We start from the raw sequence: 20,677 nt of genomic DNA, 5'->3' as shown, positions 1-20,677 counted from the left end.
GGACCTTAATCTACTTTCGAGAAAATTCAAGGGGTCGATCGAGCACGGCCACCCGGCCGCATCCAGCCGGCCCGAGGGGTCGGCACGGCGCGCGCGCCATACCCATCCCCCATTGACACGGGCGAGCGCCACCTCGGCAGATCGACCGCTCGATCGGATGGGCCACATTCTTCGACGCCGAGTGAAGTCGCCGCAGGGCCTTCTTCGATTATTTTTATGATCGATTAGAAATTTCTGCTATTCTCGTGACACCAAACACAACTACGAGGATTGATGATGCGCGCCACACTCTCCGCGACCAAGGACACGGTGCTCGGCCTGTCCCCTTGGGTCCCCAACCAGTCCGCGTACGGCTTGGACTCCCTGACCGCCGAGGAGTTGACCGCCGTCCTGGCGACAGACGTGCCCGGGGCGAAGATCGAATCATTACGGGTGGAGATCGACTCCCGCGGCACCACCGACCGCGCGCGCCTGCACCTGTCTTGGAACGATGCGGGCCGACGCGCTGGACTGCCCGGGTCGGCTTTCGCGAAAGGCACGTCGAGTCAGATCGCGCCGCGGATCATCGTATCCGCGTTCGGCTGCCACTCCTACGAAGCGCGTTTCTTCACGCAGATCCAACCGAGCGTCTCCGATCTGACGATCGAGCCGTTCGTCAGTCGCGCCGGAATCGGCGGCCGCTACGTGATCGCGTTCGAAGACCTCGCGCTGCGCGGGGGCATTACCTTCTACAACGCCGACGACGAGGCTCCCAAGGCGCATGCCGAAGCGGTCATCGACCTGCTGGCGAAGCTGCACGGCCGCTTCTGGCGCTCACCCCGGTTCGAGACCGACCTGTCGTGGCTCGAAACCTACTCCCGGCGGCCGGGGTACCCGTTCATGCGGCAGCTCTTCACTTGGAGTGAGAAGAGGTTCATGAAACAGGACCGGGTGGTACCGGATCCCGTGCGCCGACTCACCAAGCAGTATGTGCAAAACCAGCCGGCGCTGGTCAAGGTGTGGGAGGCGATGCCGCCGACCTTGTGCCACGGAGACTGCCACCTCGGCAACACCTTCGCCAACCCAGACGGTACCGCGGGCATCTACGACTGGCAGGTCTTCCACAAAATGAACGGCCTGCGCGACTTCGCATACTTCATGACGCACTCCATCCCGACCGAGTTGCGTCGTACGGAAGAGAAGAACCTGCTGCGGCGGTATCTCGACGGCTTGGCCGAGGCCGGGGCCGGCAACGATGTGCCCGATTTCTCGGAGGCGTTCGACGCCTACCGTCTCCTCACGATCGACGGATGGATAGCGATCGTCTTCACCCTCGCCGCAGGCGGCATGCAGCCCAACGATCGGATGGAGGTCACCGCGGTCCGCGCCATCAACACCCTTCTCGACCTCGATGTCGAGAAGGCGATCGCTGCGGCCCTGTAGACAGTTCAGAGCCGGACCGCCCCTCGCAAAACTTCACACACGGTGGGTCATGAGCGAATTGCCGCTCATGACCCACCGTGTTTCGCATACCGACCACTGGAGACAGCAAAAGGCCGTGGGGACGAGGTCCTCGCCTCCCACGGCCTCCCAGTGATGCGGTTACGCGGGCACAACCGGGAACTGATCGCGGATCTTGTCCACGACGATCTTGGCGGTCTCCGCGCATGCGGTCGTGCCGCCGTTCGCATACTCCTTGACTGCGTCGCCCACGTTCCACAGGTTCGGGATGGGCGTGGTGTGCGGCAAGTCGTAGCCGGCGACCGCCCGCTGCGGAGGCCAGCCATCGCGCGTGACGTTGATGGACAGGATGCGCGCGGAGTCGAAGCCGGGCACCTCGTCGCGCAGGTCCTGCAGCAGCAGTTCGGTCTCGGCCTTCTCGTCGAAGTCGCCGATGGCCGGCTTCGGCACCGCGGTGCCCTGGTAGAGATGCCAGCCCCCGGGTGCCATCTCGGGACACAGCGCGGTGAAGTTCGCGATGTAGCACAGGCGACGGCTCTGCGCGAAGCTGGTCAGGCCTGGAGCTTCGACCAGCGGTTGCTGACTGGCGAAATTCACCGAGATCATGGCACAGGGACGGTTCGCCTGGTCGACCTGATCGACGTAGTCGGTGGGCAAGTTTTCGCGGCCGACCAGATCGAGTGTGGCGAACGGCCCGATGTCGCTCACTGTGAAGCGACTGGTTACTTCGACGGTCTCGTCGCCGCGGGCTATCACCGCACCGGTGATCCGGCCGTCGGTCAAGGTCAACGACCGCACATCGCTGTCGAGCCAGACCTGTCCGCCGTTGCTTTCCACCACCTCGGCGAGCGCCTTCCACACCCCGATGGTCCCCTCGGGACAGAAGCCGAACTTCTTGAACGCGCTCTTGCGAGTGAAGTAGGTGAGGAATACCCGTGCCGGCAGTTCCTCGGAGCCCACCGCGAACACCGATCCGCACATGTTGCGGAAGATGCCGTGCACCGACTCGTTCTTGGTGTACTTGGACACCCAGTCGGCGGTGGACAGCTCGTCCTCCGGCAGGCCGCTGTCGTTGCGCGCCGCGCCCAAGCCTTTGACCAGTTTGGCACCCTGCCTGGTCAGCTTGGACAGCAGGAAGCCCCAGCCGCCGCCGGTCACGTCGACGTCCTTGCCGCCGATGCGGTAGAGGATCGGCGGCTCCGGCTTACGGATGTCGAACTTCGCGCCGACTTCATCGAAGGTCTCCTCGGTGATGCCGCCGAGTTCGATGACGATGGCGCCGTTGTTGACTTTGAAGCCGTCGACCTCGTCGGTCGAGGCGCGACCTCCCACCTTGTCCAGACGCTCGACGACGAGTGTCTTGTAACCGAGGTGCGCGAGCCGGGCAGCCGCGAACAGCCCACCCGCCCCCGCACCGATCACCAAGGCGTCCCAGTTGTTCTCACTCATGATCCGTCCTCGTTTCAGCCGAGCGGGTTGCTGCCGGGTTCCGCAGCCGACATGTCGGTGATCTGGCTCCACTGCGCCGCGACCTCGTCGATGCTCGGCGGCTCGGCGAAGACGGCACCCTTGTTCTGGAACTGCTGCACCCGATACACCCGGCCACCCCCGGCCACGATCACGGTCGCGGTATCCTCACACTCGTCGCTCATCAGGTACCCGACCACGCCGGCGACGTGCGCGGGCGGCAGCTTGTCCAGCAGTTCCTTGGGCGCGACATCCTCGGTCATCCGAGTGGCGGCCAGCGGAGCGATCGCGTTGGCGCGGATATTGGCGCGGGCACCCTCGATCGCGAGAGTGTTGATCAGCCCGACCAGGCCGAGCTTGGCAGCGCCATAGTTGGCTTGACCGAAATTGCCGAAGAGCCCGCTGGTGGACGCGGCGACCACGATCCGGCCGTGGTTTTGCTCGCGGAAATGCGGCCATGCGGCGCGGATGACGTAGTAGCCACCCCACAGGTGCACCTTCTGCACCGACTCCCAGTTGTCTGCGGTCATCTTCGCGAAGGAACCATCGCGCAGGATGCCCGCGTTGTGGATGACCCCGTGCACCGCGCCGAACTCGTCGACCGCAGTCTTGATCAGGTTGGCGGCGCCGTCTTCTGTGGCGATGTTGTCGTAGTTCGCCACCGCGGTGCCACCGGCGTCGCGGATTTCCTGCACCACGGCGTCGGCCATCGACGTCCCTGATCCCGAGCCGTCCTTGGCACCGCCGAGATCGTTCACCACAACCTGCGCGCCTTCCGCTGCGAGTAGCAACGCGTACTCACGGCCGAGGCCGCCGCCTGCTCCCGTGACCACGATGACACGATCGGTTACTCCAGGCATATGTTCTGTCTCCCTAGACGTTGGGCAGTAGTTCAGTAGGACGGCGGCAGCTTCAGACTGGTCTGCGCCACGAAATTGAGGACCATTTCCCGGCTGACCGGCGCGGTCTTCAGCAGCCGCGCGGAGAACCAGAGCTCGGCCAGGCCGTACTCCAGGGAGAGGCCGTTGCCGCCGTGAGTTTGGATGGCTTGGTCCAACGCCTTCAGCGAGGCGTCGGCGGCGGCGAACTTCGCGATGTTGGCCGCCTCGGCGGCCGGCTTGCCCGCGTCGTACAACTCCGCGGCGCGATAGGTGGCCAGCCGGGCCAATTCCACCGCGATGTGTGCCTCGGCCAACGGGTGCGAGATGCCTTGATGGGCACCGATCGGTACCGACCACACGGTGCGGTTCTGCGCGTAGGACACCGCCTTGGACACCGCGTGGCGTCCGATTCCGGCACTGATACCCGCGGCCAGAATCCGCTCGGGATTGAGTCCGGCGAAGACCTGCTTCAAACCGTTACCCGCCTGTCCGATCAACGCCTCGGGACCGACCCGGACCTGGTCGAAGAAGACCGTGAACTGGCCGTCGGGCGAGACCACCGCGGTCGGCAGCGGCTGCAGCGTGACACCCGGCGCATCCGTCGGCACGACGAACATCGACAACGGCGATCGCGAACTGCCGACGAAATCGGTGTCGCGGGTGATCAACAGGATCGCTTCACACTCGTCGATGCCTGAGATGTAGTACTTACCGCCGGAGATCACCCAGCCGTCACCGTCACGAGTGGCGGTGGTGCTGACGTTGTGACTGTTGGAGCCTGCGTCGGGTTCGGTCAGGCCGAACGCCATCTTGCGGCTGCCGTCCGCGAGTCCCGGCAGCCATGCGGCCTTCATCTCGTCGGAACCGTGCGAGGCCACGATCGAACCGCAGATTGCCGGCGAGACCACAGCGAGCAGCAGCGGGAAACCCTGCGCGGCGAGCTCTTCGATGACAACGAGCATTTCCGACATGCCGGCGCCACCGCCGCCGTACTCCTCGGGCAAGTGCACCCCGAGCAGTCCGGACTGGCCCAGATCCCGCCACAGCTCATCGACCTTGGCTTTCGACCGGGAGCGTTCCAGGAAGTACTCCTGGCCGTACTTGGCGGCCAGCTTCGCGACGCTCTCCCGCAGTAGAGCGCGTTCTTCGGTATCAGTTACCAGCGCGGACAATCTCTTCTCACTTTCCGGTGAACGTCGGTTGCTTTTTGGCGATGAAGCTCCGGATCGCTCCCTCCGCGTCCGCGGTGCGTGCGGCGCGGCGCAGCGCAGCCGTCTCCTCCGATAAGGCGTGATCGAGGCTGGTGATCCAGGATTGGTGCAACAGCCGGCGCATCTCGCCATATCCGCGGGTCGCGCCGGCGGCGAGCCGCCGCACCGTCGACTCGGCTTCGCCGGCGAGCTGATCAGCGGCGACCACCCGGTTGATCAGGCCCCAGTCGGCCGCTGTCGCCGCGTCGATGACCCGGTCCTCGAACAGCAACTCGCCGGCCCGCCGGATGCCCACGAATTTCGGCAGATACCAGGTGTTTCCAGAATCGGCGCTGATGCCGATCTTGCCGAAACCGGTGGCGAACTTGGTACCAGCGGCGGCGATGGTGATATCGGCCGGGTACAGCAGTCCCAACGCACCACCCGCGCATGCGCCGTGGACAGCGGTGACGATCGGAACGTCGGCCCTGGCCAACAGACGGATCGTCTCGTGCATGAGCAGCGCCATTCGAGACAGCACGTCCGGCAACTTGTCCAACGCGTCGGAGAAGGCGTTGATATCGCCACCCACGCTGAACACCGGCCCGTTTCCGGTGATCAGCACTGCGCGGAGCCCGTCGTCGCCGGCGACCCGCGTCGCCGCCTCGAGCAGCCCCTCCCCCATGGCCTGGTCAAGGGCGTTGCGCGCCTCGGATCTATCCAGCCGGATATACGCGATCTCGTCGACGACCTCGTAGGCGATCAAAGCCTTACCTCCTTTTCAAATTTAATCTAAATTAGGAAACCGACTGGGTCAAGCTCCCGTCCTGCGAGAATCACCGGAGCGGGAGCGCGCGCCCGCTCAGCTCAGCCCAGATCGGACCCGACAACGGCGACAAAGCTGACACAGGAGCCCGGGCGGCCACCCAGGTTGTGGGTCAGAGCTCGGCGCGGATCGTTGATCTGACGCTGTCCGGCTTCCCCGCGGAACTGCAGCCAGCACTCGTAGAGCATGCGCAGGCCGCTGGCGCCGATCGGGTGGCCGAAGGACTTGAGTCCGCCGTCGGGATTGACCGGCAGCCGACCATCCAAGTCGAAATCGCCTGCAACCGAGTCTTTCCATGCGTGTCCGCGATCACTGAAGCCGAGGTCTTCCATCAGGATCAACTCCGTGGGGGTGAAGCAGTCGTGCACCTCGGCGAAAGAGATCTCGTTTCGGGGATCGGTGATTCCGGCCTGGGCATAGGCGTCCTCAGCGCTGGCTACCACCTCGGGAAAAGTCGTGAAGTCGTAGTCCGGGTCGACGGAGCCGCCGCCGGGCCCGGCGGTCAGCGCCAGCCCTTTTACGTACAACGGAGTGTCGGTGTAGTTCAGCGCGTCCTCGGCACGGACGATCACCGCGCACGCGGCACCATCGGACACTCCAGAGCAATCGAAGACGCCCAGGCGGCCCGCAACCAGCGCGGCACCCGCTATCTTGTCTTTGGCGACCTCGGACCGGAATTGCGCCTTGGGGTTGAGCGCACCGTTGTAGTGGTTCTTCCAGGCGACATGCGTCATCGCGTCCCGCATGAGGGCCGGATCCACGCTGTATTTGGCACAGTAGGCGGGATCGAGCAAAGAGAATGCCGCCGGTGCCGTCAACGACAGTTCCGAAGCGGTTCCGTCGCTCGGCGGGTCACCACGCAGCAAGCCGGAGAACCCAGAATCCTTGAGTTTCTCCACACCGATGGCAACGACCCGATCGTATGCCCCGGAGGCCACCGCATAGCAGGCGTTTCTGAACGCTTCAGAGCCGCTGGCGCAATAATTCTCCACGCGGGTGACCGGGCTGCGCAATCCGAGCGGCTTACTGAGCGTCAGACCGCTCTGCCCAGTGCCGAGCGTCCCCAGCCAGTAGGCGTCGATGTCGGCCCGATCGATGCGGGAATTCCCGTCGAAGCAATCAGCCATGGCCTCGACCAGCAGATCGTCGGCAGAACTCTCCCACCGCTCGCCGAACCGAGTGCAACCCATGGCGACAATGGCTACCTTGTCGCGTATTCCGTTGCTGCTCACAGAACCTGTGCCTTCCAGAAGTAGTTGTGTACGCCGCCCGCGCTGTGCAGGCGCCGGAAGGTGGTGCGGACACGGGATCCGACGCTCAGGCGGTCGGCGGCGCCGTCGGCGACCTCGAGCGCGTACCGCCCGCCATCATCGAAATCGACCACCGCTTCGACGACCGGCGGAGCGGGCGAGTAGGCGAGCCGGTCGACAGTGAACGTGGTGACCTTGCCCTCCGACCGCGCCATCGGAACCACAACCATGTCGTCCACGGCACCGCAGCGTTTGCAGACACGAGCAGGCGGGAGGTGCACCAGACCACACGCTCCGCACTTGCTACCGGTAAATCCGAATTTCCACTGCCCGGCCCGGGCAGAAGGCGGCGCGGCGACGCGGTCGGGTTCCGGCCGCCGCGGCGGTTCCCGGTCCAGGAGGCCGCGCCAGTTCAGATAGGTCGGGTAGGGCACGGGAGTACCCCGCTCGAGCTGGGCGGCGACCAGCATCGGCTGCCGCGCCTGTGCCACCCGTTCGGTCGCGCGCAGCACCAGCGCGTCGCAGCCGTCCGCAGCCGAGATCAGCAGCAGAGATTCGCCCGGCTCGGCCTCGTCGAGTGCCGCCGCCAGAGCCAGCCCGGCATCGGCGGTGCCTGCGTGGCCGATCGGCGAATTCCGAGTGGAGAGTTTCCCGCTCACGGTCTTTGCGGCGCGCTTGGCGAAGGTGAGGTTGGGCGAGACCACCACGACGTGATCCGCGTCGCCGATCCCCGCCTCGGCCAACGCCTTGGTGGCGACGCGGCCGAGGAGCGGCAGGTACTGCTCGATGCCGAAGCGTTCCTCCCACTGCTCCCCGGTCATTGCACGTGGGTCGCGCCACCGGTCGAGGAATTCCGCGGTGAGCGACGCGGTCGCGATGATCTCGGCGAGCGGATCGGAGCCGAAGAGGAAGGCCGCCGCACCATCGCCACCACCGCGCTCGTCGGCCGATCCCGGTCTGCCGACGCGCACATCCGACAGTACGGCCAGCCCGCCCACGCGGGAGGCGGCAAGCAACGCCGCGATACCGCTGCGCGCAGAACCTGCCATGTCCGCGGCGAAGACGTCGTCCGGTAGCCCGAGCGCCGCGTGCACGGTCGTCGCGTTCGCTTTGTCGGCGTACGCGGGGGTGGTGGTCGCGAAGTACAGCGCGGCGGGCGTCCCACCCGGTGCCAGAGCGGTGGCAGCGGCGGCGACACCCATGGTGGTGCTGTCCTCGTCGAACGACGCGACGACCCGCGCACCTCGGCCGGCGTTGGTGTTCCAGGTCGACCCGATCTCGGCGAGGAGAACCCGGTGGGATGGTAGGTAGGTGCCGTAGGAACTGATTCCGTAGCCCGTCATCACGCCGCCTCGAAGAGTGCCGCCATACCCTGACCGCCGCCGATACACATCGATTCCAGTCCGTATCGCGCTTTGCGCCTGCGCATCTCGTGCAGCATCGAAGTGAGGATGCGCACCCCGGTCGCGCCGATGGGGTGGCCGAGCGAGATACCCGAGCCGTTGACATTGAGCCGGTCGTGGTCATCGAAACCCCAGCCCTTCAACACAGCGAGCACCTGTACGGCAAACGCTTCGTTGAGTTCGACCAGATCGATCTCGTCGAACGAACGACCGGTGCGCCGGAACAGTTTTTCCACCGCGGGAACCGGGCCGATTCCCATCTCGGCGGGTTCACAGCCCGCGGCCGCCCACCCGACGAGGAACGCGAGCGGTTCCAGCCCGAGTTCATCCAGCTTGTCCTCGGCCACCACGAGGCAGGCCGCGGCGGCATCGTTCTGCTGGCTGGAGTTGCCCGCCGTCACGGTGCCCTCCGGCATGATGGCGCGCAACCGGCCGAGTATCTCTGGGGTCGAGTCGGCGCGAATACCCTCGTCTCGCGCGAACTCGAGCGCATCGCCCCGGCGCTGCGGCACCACCACGGGAACCACTTCGTCGTCGAACCTGCCCGACGCCCACGCGGCGGCAGCCTTACGGTGACTGCGCGCGGCGAACTCGTCGGCGGCGTCGCGGGTAATGGAATATCGCTTCGCCAAATTTTCGGCGGTCTCGATCATGCCGCTGATCGGCCCGAACCGCTCGATCGGCTGGGATCGTTCCCGGCCCCGGTCGAGGCGATCGTAGAACGCGACATTGCCGGAGCGGGAGCCCCACCGCATGTCCTGGGTGTAGTACTCGATATTGCTCATGCTTTCGACGCCACCGGCGACAACGACATCGGCGGCACCGGTCTGCACCATCATGGCGGCGGTCACGACCGCTTGCAGGCCGCCACCACAGCGACGGTCGGTCTGGAAACCGGGCACCTCGATGGGCAGGCCCGCGGCGAGCGCGGCCCACCGGCCGATGCACGGCGCTTCGGAATTGGCGTACGACTGCGCGAACGCGACATCGTCGATACGCGCCGGATCGACGCCGGAGCGGGTCACGACCGCGTCGATGATGTGCGCGGCCAGCCGCTCGGCCGGAACCGGGCGCAGGGCACCGCCGAAGGTACCGACCGGAGTTCGCAGCGGACTGACGATCGCCGCTCTCTTCATTCTTTCACCTCGATATGGATCGGGCTGTGGGACAGCAGTGTGCGACGACCGGTCACGACGTCACCATCGGGCGGCTTCGTCGCCGAGCGTGTCGCGGTGGTCGGGGTGAGCGATGGCGAGCATCCGCTCGCGCCGTTCGGACAACGGCAAGCCGCGCAGATCGGCGACGCCGAATTCGGTGACGACGATTCCGGCATCGCTGCGAGCGATGCTCACCGGCCCGGACAGCCGCTCGACGATGCGGCTGCGGTTCCCCGCGGTCGCCGGTAGGGCGATGATCGGCAGGCCCCCAACGCTGTGGGCCGCCGCGCGAAGGAATTCGCCGCCACCGCCGACCGCGCCCACATAGCGCCCCCCGGCCACCTCGGCGTTCACCTGGCCGGTCAGATCGACTTCGATCGCGGAATTGATGGCGACGAAACGGTGCTGCGCCGCCAGGCGGGCGGGGTCGTGGGTGTAGGTGATCGGCTGCAGCGAAACCGCGGGATTGCGGTTCGCGTAATCGAACAGCCGCTGCGTACCGATCAGCACCGCCGCGACGGACACGCCGCGGTCGGTGGTCTTGCGGGCATTGGTCACCACGCCCTTCTCGATCAGATCGATCGCGGCGTCGTTCAGAATTCCTGAGTGGATGCCCAGGTCGTTGCAGATGGTCAGAGCCCCGAGTACGGCATCGGGCACCGTGCCGATCCCGAATTGGATTGTCGCTGCGTCGGGTATCAGACCGGCGATGTGGGTGCCGATCGCGGTCATCGCCGGTGTGGGTGCCGCGGGCGGGCTCTCCACTACCGGACGTGAAGTGTGGATCGCGATGTCGATGTCCGACCCCGTGAGGTACCGCGCCCCCGGCGTTGCGGGCACCCGGTCGTTCACCTCGGCGATCACGACCCGCGCATTGTCGATGGCCGCGGTGAGGTAGTCATCGGCCAGGCCGAGGCTGTAGCGGCCTCGGTCGTCCGGAAGGGAGCACTGGATCAGCGCGACATCCGCACGCGAGACGAAGTCCGGCAGTGTCGAGTAGTGTCCGGGATAGATCTCCAGCGCACCCGCGGCGGCGAGAACGCGATTGCTCCCCGAACCGCAGTAGCTGATGAACCGGACATGATCCGCGTGTTCGGGTGTCACGGTGTTCGCCGCCGGAATTCCGATGAAACAGGTGATGCCGCCGAGGTCCGCGCGCTGAGCGAGCAGACCCTCGGTCAGCGTCACAGCTTCCGCGCAGGACTGACCCCACACGACGAAGTCACCGGGTCGGATCACCTCCCGGAAGTCGATACCCGGAACGATCGCCACTTCCGTTGAGAGTCCGTTCGGCATGTCAGTCCTCGCGCCAACGGTCGGCGGACGGATCGAGCAGCCGCTCCATCTGTTTCCCGGTCAACCACACGATCGTTTCCAGCTCCAAAGCGTCGAGAAAACGGACACGGCCGGTCTTCAGATCTTCCAGGCGCAGTCGCGGTCCATTCGCCCTCTCATCGATGCCGACTGAGACCTGCGCGAACTCGCTGTGCACGATCCCGCGTCCAGCGCAGGCGCCGACCTCGGATCCCGGCCTGTCCATGTGATCTCCCTTCAGATCAAGAAGCCCATACTCGGAATGGCTTCGGCGCTGTTGACGAGTAAGACGGTCTTGCGGGCCAGTTTCAGTTCGCCGTCCACGCGCCGCAGCACGTAGGTGTAGCGGCCTGCCCAGGTGAAGATTCCACGCGGTTTGGACTCGTACAGTACGAAGTTCGCGCCCACCGTGATGTCGTCGCCGGCGACGCCGAGCACCTCGACATTCGAGATGGTGCGGCGCAGGTTGGACGGCGGCGACTGCGCGTACCGTTTGCCGGTCCGCAGTTGCTGCAGACGAGTGGAGATCCGGCGCCGGTTGTCGTACAGCACCGACACGTGCCGCTCCGGGTCGTACGCTCCGCCGTCGACCGGCACCCAGTACAGGGCGTCATCGGTCCACAACCCCTCCCAGGCGTCATAATCGTGCTCGTCCGCGAAACGGGCCTCGCGGTAGATGAACTGCTCGATCTCGCGTACGTCGGCCTCGGCCGAAATGGTGGTCATCGCCTCTCCATCAGACTCTTGTAGTGCTGCCAGAAGGCCCTCATGGCGGTCTCGTCGGTGGCACCGCCGATCTGGAAACCGTTGTCATCCAGTGTTTCCCGGACCACGCCACGACGGATGTCGAGCCACTCGGGCAGAAGTTGGGCCACACCGACCTGGTTGCGCTCGTACATCTCGGTGTCGTCGGCCAGCAGCATGCCCGCCGGACCCACCGAACCGATCGACTGTGACAGCATCCGCTTGTTCAGCTCGTCGGCGCCGTCCAGTTGCACCGAGGTGGCGAATTGGATGCACTCGTTCGCGGAGAGCGGCTGGATGTTGAAGACCTGGATCTCGGCGATGAACAGGTTCGGGAAGATCATGACATGCGGCGCACCCTCGATCATGATCTCCTCGGCCGCGGCACCGTGGACCTCCCGCATCTTCGCCACGTACTCCGGGACCCGGTCCTCGGTAGTGCCGAACCAGCGCATCGGCTCGGCGAATTTCCGGAACTCCGGCCGCAGGTCGTTCTCGCTGTGCCCGTTGCCCAAGGCACGAGTGACCGCGGTGGACCCGTCGCTGTAGAGCGGACCGATCGTGGAACCGGTGACCGAGAAGATCGACCCGTGCACGAACTGCGGGTGGTAACCGTCGGTCTCGTTCTCCGCCAGCAGCTTCCAGTTGGCGTGTGTGCGGTGCCGCAGCCAGCCGTTGTCCAGCCGAACCCGGCCGCTGGGCGAGAGCCGAACCAACCGGTCGATCTCGCCGGCGGCCGCACCCAGGTGCTCCAGCAGGGGAGGCACGTCGGGATTGAAGCTGGCGAACACGAACCCGTGGTAGCTCTCCACGCGCGGAACGACCCCCAAGCCCAGGTTCAGCTTGCCCTTGCCGCCGTAGCCCTTGTTGTATGGGTAGCCGAGCATGTCGCCGGTGTTGCTGTAGGTCCAGCCGTGATACGGGCAGCGGAACGAGCTCGAGTTGCCGCGTGGCTCGTCGCACACCAGGTTGCCGCGGTGGGCACACCGGTTGGCGACCAGGTGTACCTCGCCGCCGCGGTCACGGGTCATGATGACGTCCTGCGGACCGATGTTCTTGCGCACGTAGTCGTTCGGCTCGGGCACCTCCGACTCGTGCCCGACGAACACCCAGCCGCCGTACCAGATGCGCTCCAACTCGTCGGCGAACACAGCCGGATCGGTGTAGAGCGAGCCGTGCACCCGCTCGGGATGGATCAATCGGGAATAGTCGACGCGCGGCGCCCCGGGATCGACGGCGGCGGGGCCGCGTTGATCTCTCCGCTCGCGCGACGCGTCATGGTCCGGCTCGCGCGCGGCGTCCGGAGGTGTCGTAACAGTCATTTCTGTTGCTCCAATCGTGCTTTCGCGACGTTCACCAGGCGGAACTTCTGCACCTTCCCGGTCGGAGTGGTGGGCAACTCCTCGGGCGTCAGGAATACGACGTGTTTGGGGACCTTGAATCGCGCCAGACTTGCCTTGCACAGCGCGATCACGTGCTCGGCGGTGATCGCGCCGCCGGGTGCGCGGACGATACAAGCGCAACCCGCGTCGCCCCACCGCTCGTCGGGCACACCGATCAGATATGCCTGGCTGATCTCCGGGTGAGCGGTGAGCAGTTCCTCGATCTCCTTCGGCATCACCAGCTCTCCGCCGCTCTTGTAGAGCTCTTTGCTGCGGCCGGTGATCTCCAGGTAGCCGTCCGCGCGCACCCGTCCGAGATCGCCGGAGAAGACCCAGCCATCGCGCAGCCCTTTGGCGGTCTCCTCCGGCTTACCCCAGAATCCGAGCATGCTCGTCGGACCGCGGGAGACCAATTCACCCTCCGCGCCATCGGCGAGGAATTCGCCGGTGACCACGTCGACCGTGCGGTAGTGCACCAGCGCGCCGTCCTCCAGACCGGCCACGCCGGCGAACTTCGGTTTGCCCGCGGTAGTCGCGGTGAGCTCGAGCGGGTCCTCCGGCCGCGTCATGGTCATCGCGCCGCCGCACTCGGTCATGCCGTATCCGGTGACGATCTCGGAGGCACCCAGTTCGTCCCGCACCCGTTGCCACAGCCACACCGGGGCCGGAGCCGCGCCCGACAGTATCGCCGACAGCGACGACAGGTCGAATCGGTGCCGATCCGGGTGCTCCAGCAACGCTACCGTCATGGTGGGCACACAGAGGATGTCGTCGGCGCGATGCCGCTCGATCCCCGCCAGGTACTTCGTGGCGTCGAAGTCCGGCAGCATGATCACCGCGCCACCGACCATCATCGCCGCGATCAGACCCTCGACGTACCCGAACATGTGATAACAAGGCAGCGAGAACAGGATTCGGCGTCCATCGCCGAAGGCACGGGTGAGCGCGGAAGCGTAGCCGGTGCGCAACACCGCGTCGTGGGTGATCAGCACACCCTTTGGCGACCCGGTGGTTCCGGAGGTGTACAGGATGTCACCGACACTCGCGGGATCGACGTCGATCCGAGTGGTAGCGCCACGGTGTTCGTCCCCTGCGCGGGCCAGCTCCGCTACGGTCGGGACGCCCTCGCGGGCCCGGTCGTCGGTCGGCAACTGTACGACGTGCTGCAGCTCGGGCAGCCGCGAGCGGTCGCGCTGCGCCGATTCCCAGCCTGGCGCGATCTCATCGAGCATGGCGAGATAATCGAGCCCGGCGAAGCCGGTCATGGTGATCAGTGCCCGGCATTCCGACTGCTCGATCACATAGGCCAGTTCCTCGGTGCGATAGAGGAAGTTCAACGGCACCGCGACCGCGCCGGCGAGAGCGATGGCGAACTTGACCGGGACGAACTCCGCGTAATTCGCCATCAGCAGCCCGACGTGGTCCCCCGGTCGCACGCCCAGCGAGGCGAGGCCGTCGGCCAGTCGCCGGGACAGCTCAGCGGTTTCCCGGTAGGTGTAGGTGCGGCCGTCGGAGATAACCAGAGGACGGTCACCGAATTCTTCGGCGCAGTCGAGTAGCCACTCCCCCAGCGATCGCTGCTTCCAGGTGGGGAATCGCCTCGCCAGGCGCTCGCGCCGGTCGTCGATCGTATCGGACATTCCGGCTCACCCGATCTCTTCGACGGAACCATCGAGGATGGCCTCGCGCAGCTTGAATTTCTGAATTTTCCCGGAGGGAGTGGCCGGAAGGGATTCGGCGACGAACCATCGACGCGGGGTCTTGAACGAGGCCAGGGTGCTTCGGAGTTGCTCCTTGACCGAATCGACCAGATCCTCGCGCTGTGTGCCGCGCACCACCAGAACCGCGGCGACGGTCTCACCCCACTTCGCGTCCGGTATCCCCACCACGGCAGCCTGGGCCACCGCGTCGTGCTCGACGAGCCGGGATTCGACCTCGGCGGGCGCGATGTTCTCGCCGCCGCTGATGATGAGGTCCTTCAGCCGCCCGGTCAGGGTGATGAAGCCGCGTTCGTCCATCGCCCCGAGGTCTCCGGTGTGCAGCCACCCCTCGGCGTCCACCGCGCTCGCCGTGGCGTCGGGGTTGCGGTAGTACTCGATCATCTGCTGATAACCCCGGGCGCAGATCTCGCCGGGCGTGCCCAGTGGCGCCACTCCCGAGCCGTCCGGCCCGGCGATCTTGATCTCTACCTGTGGGATCGGGCGGCCGACCGTACCGAGCTGATCGGCAAGCGAATCTCCCCTGCGCGTCATAGTGATGACGGGGGCGAGTTCGGTCTGGCCGAACAAGTTGTGCACCGCCGCCCCGAAAACCCGTGCGGCGCCCTCGATCATCACCTGCGGCACGTTCGCGGCGCCGCCCACGATGCTGGTGAGCTTCGGTGCGGCCGACTCGTCTTCGCGAGTTGCCTCCAGCAGCGCACCGAGAATGGTCGGGACGAAGAACAGCACGTTCGCGTTCTCCTCGGTCGCCCATCGGAGCACAGCGCCGGGCACGAACGCGTCCACGAGCAGGACCGTGCCGGCCATCCACAACGGCCCGAGAGTGCCGATCACGCAGGCGGCCGTGTGGAACATGGGCAGCGGGTTCAGGAATACCGATCCTTCGCCGATGTCCGCCGCGACCATGGTCATTCGCGCCACGTTCACCAGCGAGCGATGACGCAGCAGAACGCCTTTCGGGTTGCCGGTCGTCCCGGAGGTGTATTGCAGCATTACCGGATCACCGGGATCGACCGCCGGACCTTCGAAGCCGGACGCGTCCGCCTGCCAGCGCGTGGTCTCGGACAGGCTGATCCGCTGCCGGACCCCCGCAACCCGGTCCGCCGCCGCGGCGGCGACGCCGACCATGTCATATCCCTTGTGCTCGTCGGCGTGGATCAATACCACCGCACCCGAATTCTCGAGCGTGTACGCTAATTCGCCTTCGCGAAATGCTGGGTTCAGCGCGACGAGCACGCGGCCCGCCAGGGCGGCACCGTATTCGATGATGGGCCACTCGATGAGATTGGGGGCCCACAGCGCGACGAATTCGCCGGGTTCGGTGATTTCGGTCAAGGCAGCCGCCACGCGCAGCGCGGCCTCGTGCAATTCACCGTAGGTGAGGCGGCGCCGCTCCGAGCCGCCGTGCGGTGTTCCGACCAGGGCCGTCGTGCCGGCATGCGACTGTGCCCGGTCCCGCAGGAGCGAACCGATGGTGTGGTCGGAGAGGGGCACGCTGTCGTCGGCTGCCCAGTAGGAATCGCTGAGCGTGCGTTCTGTCACGGCTGTCATAGCTCGTACTTCCAACTATTTCCCGCGGAAAACGGGAGTTCTTTTTTCACGAAACGCCGATATTCCCTCGGCGAAGTCCTCGGAGTCGAAGAGTTCGACCTGGTTGTCGATTTCGTCATCCAGCACGGCGAGCCCGTCGCGCGGCACGAGCATTGCCTTCACCGCGGCGACCGCGAGCGGAGGAGAGGTCGCCATCTGGTGGGCGTCGGCAAGTGCCGACTCCACCGCGGTGCCGGACGCCACGACCGAGTCGGCGAGTCCGATGGCGGCTGCCTCGCTGCCGGTCAGCCGGGTGGGCAGGAGCATCAACTGCCGCGCCTTGGCCACGCCGACGCGAGCCGGCAGCGTGGCGAAGATACCCATGTCACCCGCCAGTCCGACACCGGTGAAAGCGGTGCTGAAGATCGCGTCTTCGGCGGTGACCACACGATCGCAGGCCAGGGCCAGTGAGACGCCGGCGCCGAACGCGGCTCCCTCCACCGCCGCGATCACCGGCTTTCCGGCCTGCCAGATCGCGCGGACCACACGCTGCGCCGCTTCGGCACGTGGACGCGCCTGCGCTTCGTCCATCCGCCGCATCGTCGCGATATCGCCACCTGCGCAAAATCCCGCTCCCGCCCCGGTCAGGACGATGACTCGGACCCCGGGATCCGCCGCCGCTTCCTCCAGCCGATCACCCAGCGCGTACCGCAGCGGCAGATCGATGGCGTTGCGCCGTTGCGGCCGGTTCAGTGTGACGATCCGCACCGGACCACAGTCTTCGGTCAGTACGGGGGGTTCTTCGGTAGCCACGTCAGTCTCCTCGAAATGCCGGTTCGCGACGCTCGATGACGGCCGCCAGACCCTCCCGAGAATCGGCGGTACCCGACAACTCGGACACCGTTCGCGCCTCTTCGGGCAGTCGATCCGCCAACGTGGCTCCCACGCCGCCCCAGATCAGCCGCTTGGTCGCACCGATGGCCTTGGGTGCGGTCGCGGTGAAGCGGCGCGCGTAGCGCAGGGATTCCGCTTCCAACTCGGCCGCGGGCACCACCGCGGTCAACAGGCCGATGTCCAGCGCCTCGGCTGCGTCGAGCACGGGGTTGGTCAACAGGATATGCATGGCCTTGCGAAGGCCGACCAGCTGCGTCAACGTGACCGAGACGCCCGCGTCCGGGGCCATCCCTACGCGCACGGCGCCCGACATGAACTTCGCCGTGTCGGCAGCGATCACGAAGTCCGCCGCACACACCAGCCCGAACCCGCCACCTCCGGCCGCGAATCCGTGCACGGACGCGATCACCGGAACCTCGAGCTGAGTAAGCGCGGCGACGGCGATCTGCAACCAAGCGGTGGCCTCACGCAAGTAGTCGGGCAACTGCTCGCCCTTGGACGCGAACACCTTCACATTGCCGCCCGCGCAGAAGTTCTTACCTGCGCCGGACAGCAGCACCACTCGCACCCGTGGATCGCCGTGGATCCGGAGGATGGCCGAATGCAGAGATTGGAGGAACGGCACATCCATGCCGTTGGAGGTCTCTGGACTGTTCAGGACCAAGCGGGCGACACCGTCGCCGTCCACATCCACCCGGACGAGTTCCGTCATCGCCTGCTCCCAGTGAATCCGCCGATTCCGTCTCCCGCGGCAGCGGAGACGAGGTGGTCGAGAACGGTCTCGAACTCGAGGCTCAGTCCATCCGAAAGCGACATGCCGAGACCCTGGTGAACGAGCCGCTTGCTCTTGGCCAACGCGGTGGCGTCCTTGGCGGCCAGAGCCTTCGCGAAGTCGCTTACCGCGGAGTCGAATTCGGCCGCGGGGTACGTCCGATAGGCCAGACCCCAGGCGACGGCTTCGTCAGCGGTGAGCCGATCGCCGGTGAGGATGTGCGCCAATGCCCGCTGACGCCCGACCAGGCGTGCGAGCCGCTGGGTTCCACCGCCACCGGGTACCTGGCCATAGCGGGAGTGGATGTCGGCCAGCGAAGCGTTTTCGTGCAGAAGGACGATGTCGGCGGCCTGGAGCAGCTCGAACCCTCCGGCCGTGGCATGCCCTTCGACTGCGCAGATGACCGGGATCGGCAGAGTGGCGATGGCATCGCAGGCGGCGCGGAAGTTGGCGAACAAGGGCGCCATGGCATCGCGCCCCTGTGCCCGGAGGCGCTGCAATTCGTGGAAATCGCCACCGGCGCAGAAGTTGTTTCCGCTGCCTCGGATGACGATCACCTTGGCGCGTTCGGCCGCGTCGGTGAGTGCCGCGTGCAACCGCGCGCCCAACTCGACGGTGATGGCGTTCATGCGCGCGGGACGGTTGAGCGTGATTGTCGCGATGTCATCGGCGACGTCGACGAGCACCACGTCCGTGGACGCCGGGGCGGGCGCGGGGCCGCTCACATCAATCGCCCCCCACCGACCTCGAGCACCGCGCCGGTGATGTAGCTGGACAGATCGGAAGCCAGGAACAGGGCGGCTCCGGCAACCTCCTCCGGTCGGCCGGCCCGTTTCATGGGGATCGCGGCCTCGCGTTCGGCGAACACCTCTGGCGGCATGGCTTCGGTCATGGCTGTGCGGATCAGCCCGGGCTGTATGGCGTTGACCCGGACGTTCTTGTGCGCGAGTTCCTTCGCGCTCGCCTTTGTCATGCCGACGATTCCGGCCTTGGCCGCGCTGTAATTGGTCTGCCCGGGGTTGCCGGACTTGCCGGACAACGAGGACATGTTGATGATCGACCCGCGCCCGGCGTCCCGCATGACCGCAGAGGCGCTACGGATGCCGAGCCACGTGCCTCGTAGGTGCACCGCGATGACGGTGTCGAAGTCGGCGACGGTCATCTTGCGCAGAGACGCGTCCCGGGTGACACCCGCGTTGTTGACGAACACGTCGAGTCCACCCGCCCACCGCACCGTCTCGTCCACGAGTGCCTGCACCGAGTCCTCCTCGGTGACGTCGCAACAGATGCCGATCGCGTCGTCGCCGAACGACTCTGCGGCCGCCTTGACTTGTCTCTCGTCGAGATCGGCGAGGACGACGGCGGCGCCGTGCTCGCGGAAGAGCTGGGCGATCGCGAGCCCGATGCCACCGGCGGCACCGGTGACTACGGCGGTCCGCCCCGTGAGAAGTCCGGCACTCATGCGATGAACCGCGCGATCGCTTCGGCAACACAGGCGGGCTTGGAGGAACCCTCCACTTCGATGGTCGTGCTCAACTTCGCCTGGATGCCGCCGGGCACCTCATCGACGGAAACGATGTCGGTGGTGGCCCGCACCCGCGAGTCCACCGGAACCGGCGAGATGAACCGCACCTTGCCGAAGCCATAGTTGACCGCCATGGACAGCTTGTCGATCTTGTAGAGCTGGTGGTTGAGCACCGGAAGCAGCGACAGGGTCAGCAATCCATGGGCGATGGTGCCCTTGAACGGTCCGTCGGCGGCACGCTCGGGGTCGACGTGAATCCACTGGTGATCTCCCGTGGCGTCGGCGAAGGTATCGATCCGCTTCTGGTCGATCTCGAGCCAGTCGGTGGTTCCCAGTGACGTCCCCGCAGCGGCCGCGAACTCTTCGATGGTGGCGAAAACTCGCACGTCAGCACCTCTCAGTAGACTTTGAATTTAATATAGATTTGAATGTTCGGGAGGTCAACCTGGATGCCCGACCGGCGCCCCCCGGCGCCACCGGTCGCAGACGAGAATCGGAGGTGGTGACATGGCACAGCCGGTCGCCCACGAGAGTTCGGAGTCGAAATCGGCCCGCACCCGCACCCGCATACTCGATGCGGCCGCATACATCCTCAGCCGCAAGGGTTACGCCGGCACCCGCCTCTCGGAGGTCGCCGAGCGGGCCGCACTCCAGGCTCCGGCGATCTACTACTACTTCCCGTCACGAGACGATCTGATCGAAGAGGTGATGTGGTCGGGTATCGCGGACATGCGCCGACATATCACCTCGGTTCTCGAGAATCTACCTCTGAACACACCTCCCCTGGCCAGGATCATGACCGCAGTGGAAGCACACTTGCGCCACGAACTCGAGATCTCCGACTACACGACCGCGTCGATCCGCAACGCGGCCCAGGTTCCGGAAAAGATCCGCGCTCGCCAGGTCACCGAGGAAGCCGCGTACGGCAAGGTCTGGAAGAGGCTGTTCCAGGACGCCGCGGACGCGGGCGAGCTCTCGCCCGATCTCGATCCGAGCACCGCGCGAATGTTGATCCTCGGTGCGTTGAACTGGGCGGCGGAATGGTGGACTCCCGAGGCCGGGTCGCTGGACGTCGTGGTGCGCACGGCGCAAACCCTGGTCCGCGGCGGTATCGCAGCCGAAACGCACCGTGCTGGATTTTTAATCGAACATAAATTAGTCTGAGTTCCTCGAAAAAGGAG

At 66.0% G+C, this 20,677-nt stretch carries 20 protein-coding genes; 2 read left to right on the top strand and 18 right to left on the bottom strand.

Going from position 1 to position 20,677, the window contains the following annotated elements:
* Nucleotides 1-276: 276 nt before the first annotated feature.
* Nucleotides 277-1,422: a phosphotransferase gene (locus ACT89H_RS21885; protein WP_445110503.1), complete on the top strand. Its 1,146-nt coding sequence runs from the start codon at nucleotides 277-279 to the stop codon at nucleotides 1,420-1,422.
* Between the two features lie 159 nt (nucleotides 1,423-1,581).
* Here the strand turns inward: ACT89H_RS21885 and ACT89H_RS21880 are convergent, their stop codons facing one another.
* From ACT89H_RS21880 to ACT89H_RS21795, 18 genes are all read right to left on the bottom strand, one after another.
* On the bottom strand, nucleotides 1,582-2,889 hold the full coding sequence (locus ACT89H_RS21880; protein ID WP_445110502.1) for a phytoene desaturase family protein: 1,308 nt from the start codon (nucleotides 2,887-2,889) through the stop codon (nucleotides 1,582-1,584).
* Nucleotides 2,890-2,903: 14 nt separating this feature from the next.
* Complete coding sequence (locus tag ACT89H_RS21875; RefSeq protein WP_445110501.1) at nucleotides 2,904-3,767, bottom strand: SDR family NAD(P)-dependent oxidoreductase; 864 nt, start codon at nucleotides 3,765-3,767, stop codon at nucleotides 2,904-2,906.
* A 32-nt stretch (nucleotides 3,768-3,799) separates the two neighbouring features.
* Entirely contained in the window at nucleotides 3,800-4,960 is a 1,161-nt protein-coding gene (locus ACT89H_RS21870) for an acyl-CoA dehydrogenase family protein (RefSeq protein WP_445110500.1), read from the bottom strand.
* 7 nt (nucleotides 4,961-4,967) lie between these two features.
* Complete coding sequence (locus tag ACT89H_RS21865; RefSeq protein WP_445110499.1) at nucleotides 4,968-5,744, bottom strand: enoyl-CoA hydratase/isomerase family protein; 777 nt, start codon at nucleotides 5,742-5,744, stop codon at nucleotides 4,968-4,970.
* 101 nt (nucleotides 5,745-5,845) lie between these two features.
* Complete coding sequence (locus ACT89H_RS21860; protein ID WP_445110498.1) at nucleotides 5,846-7,036, bottom strand: acetyl-CoA acetyltransferase; 1,191 nt, start codon at nucleotides 7,034-7,036, stop codon at nucleotides 5,846-5,848.
* The gene (locus ACT89H_RS21855) at nucleotides 7,033-8,397 is read right to left on the bottom strand and encodes an OB-fold domain-containing protein (RefSeq protein ID WP_445110497.1); all 1,365 of its coding nucleotides are present in this window, start codon (nucleotides 8,395-8,397) and stop codon (nucleotides 7,033-7,035) included. The genes ACT89H_RS21860 and ACT89H_RS21855 overlap by 4 nt, the downstream gene beginning before the upstream one ends.
* The gene (locus ACT89H_RS21850) at nucleotides 8,397-9,593 is read right to left on the bottom strand and encodes an acetyl-CoA C-acetyltransferase (RefSeq protein ID WP_445110496.1); all 1,197 of its coding nucleotides are present in this window, start codon (nucleotides 9,591-9,593) and stop codon (nucleotides 8,397-8,399) included. Before ACT89H_RS21850 ends, ACT89H_RS21855 begins: the two co-directional genes overlap by 1 nt.
* Before the next feature lie 60 nt (nucleotides 9,594-9,653).
* Nucleotides 9,654-10,886: an acetyl-CoA hydrolase/transferase family protein gene (locus ACT89H_RS21845; RefSeq protein WP_445110495.1), complete on the bottom strand. Its 1,233-nt coding sequence runs from the start codon at nucleotides 10,884-10,886 to the stop codon at nucleotides 9,654-9,656.
* Between the two features lie 25 nt (nucleotides 10,887-10,911).
* Nucleotides 10,912-11,154, bottom strand: a complete 243-nt coding sequence (locus ACT89H_RS21840; RefSeq protein ID WP_445110494.1) for a hypothetical protein — start codon at nucleotides 11,152-11,154, stop codon at nucleotides 10,912-10,914.
* Between the two features lie 11 nt (nucleotides 11,155-11,165).
* Complete coding sequence (locus ACT89H_RS21835) at nucleotides 11,166-11,654, bottom strand: aromatic-ring-hydroxylating dioxygenase subunit beta (protein ID WP_445110493.1); 489 nt, start codon at nucleotides 11,652-11,654, stop codon at nucleotides 11,166-11,168.
* Nucleotides 11,651-12,871: an aromatic ring-hydroxylating oxygenase subunit alpha gene (locus ACT89H_RS21830; RefSeq protein WP_445110652.1), complete on the bottom strand. Its 1,221-nt coding sequence runs from the start codon at nucleotides 12,869-12,871 to the stop codon at nucleotides 11,651-11,653. The genes ACT89H_RS21835 and ACT89H_RS21830 overlap by 4 nt, the downstream gene beginning before the upstream one ends.
* Before the next feature lie 119 nt (nucleotides 12,872-12,990).
* Nucleotides 12,991-14,694, bottom strand: a complete 1,704-nt coding sequence (locus ACT89H_RS21825; protein ID WP_445110492.1) for a class I adenylate-forming enzyme family protein — start codon at nucleotides 14,692-14,694, stop codon at nucleotides 12,991-12,993.
* Between the two features lie 6 nt (nucleotides 14,695-14,700).
* Entirely contained in the window at nucleotides 14,701-16,326 is a 1,626-nt protein-coding gene (locus ACT89H_RS21820; RefSeq protein WP_445110491.1) for a class I adenylate-forming enzyme family protein, read from the bottom strand.
* A gap of 15 nt (nucleotides 16,327-16,341) precedes the next feature.
* The gene (locus ACT89H_RS21815) at nucleotides 16,342-17,118 is read right to left on the bottom strand and encodes an enoyl-CoA hydratase/isomerase family protein (RefSeq protein ID WP_445110490.1); all 777 of its coding nucleotides are present in this window, start codon (nucleotides 17,116-17,118) and stop codon (nucleotides 16,342-16,344) included.
* A gap of 1 nt (nucleotide 17,119) precedes the next feature.
* Entirely contained in the window at nucleotides 17,120-17,911 is a 792-nt protein-coding gene (locus ACT89H_RS21810) for an enoyl-CoA hydratase/isomerase family protein (RefSeq protein WP_445110489.1), read from the bottom strand.
* Nucleotides 17,908-18,696 (bottom strand): enoyl-CoA hydratase/isomerase family protein, encoded by a 789-nt coding sequence (locus tag ACT89H_RS21805; RefSeq protein ID WP_445110488.1) that lies wholly within the window; start codon nucleotides 18,694-18,696, stop codon nucleotides 17,908-17,910. Before ACT89H_RS21805 ends, ACT89H_RS21810 begins: the two co-directional genes overlap by 4 nt.
* Nucleotides 18,693-19,433: a 3-oxoacyl-ACP reductase FabG gene (fabG, locus tag ACT89H_RS21800; protein WP_445110487.1), complete on the bottom strand. Its 741-nt coding sequence runs from the start codon at nucleotides 19,431-19,433 to the stop codon at nucleotides 18,693-18,695. The genes ACT89H_RS21805 and fabG overlap by 4 nt, the downstream gene beginning before the upstream one ends.
* Nucleotides 19,430-19,882, bottom strand: a complete 453-nt coding sequence (locus ACT89H_RS21795; protein WP_445110486.1) for a MaoC family dehydratase — start codon at nucleotides 19,880-19,882, stop codon at nucleotides 19,430-19,432. Before ACT89H_RS21795 ends, fabG begins: the two co-directional genes overlap by 4 nt.
* A gap of 121 nt (nucleotides 19,883-20,003) precedes the next feature.
* Between ACT89H_RS21795 and ACT89H_RS21790 the strand changes: the two genes are divergently transcribed.
* Nucleotides 20,004-20,660 (top strand): TetR/AcrR family transcriptional regulator, encoded by a 657-nt coding sequence (locus ACT89H_RS21790; protein ID WP_445110485.1) that lies wholly within the window; start codon nucleotides 20,004-20,006, stop codon nucleotides 20,658-20,660.
* The last annotated feature ends 17 nt before the right edge of the window (nucleotides 20,661-20,677 follow it).

This window comes from Nocardia aegles, assembly GCF_052545135.1.
Note: the sequence above shows the minus strand (reverse complement) of the source record. Positions and strands in the feature narration are given on the sequence as shown.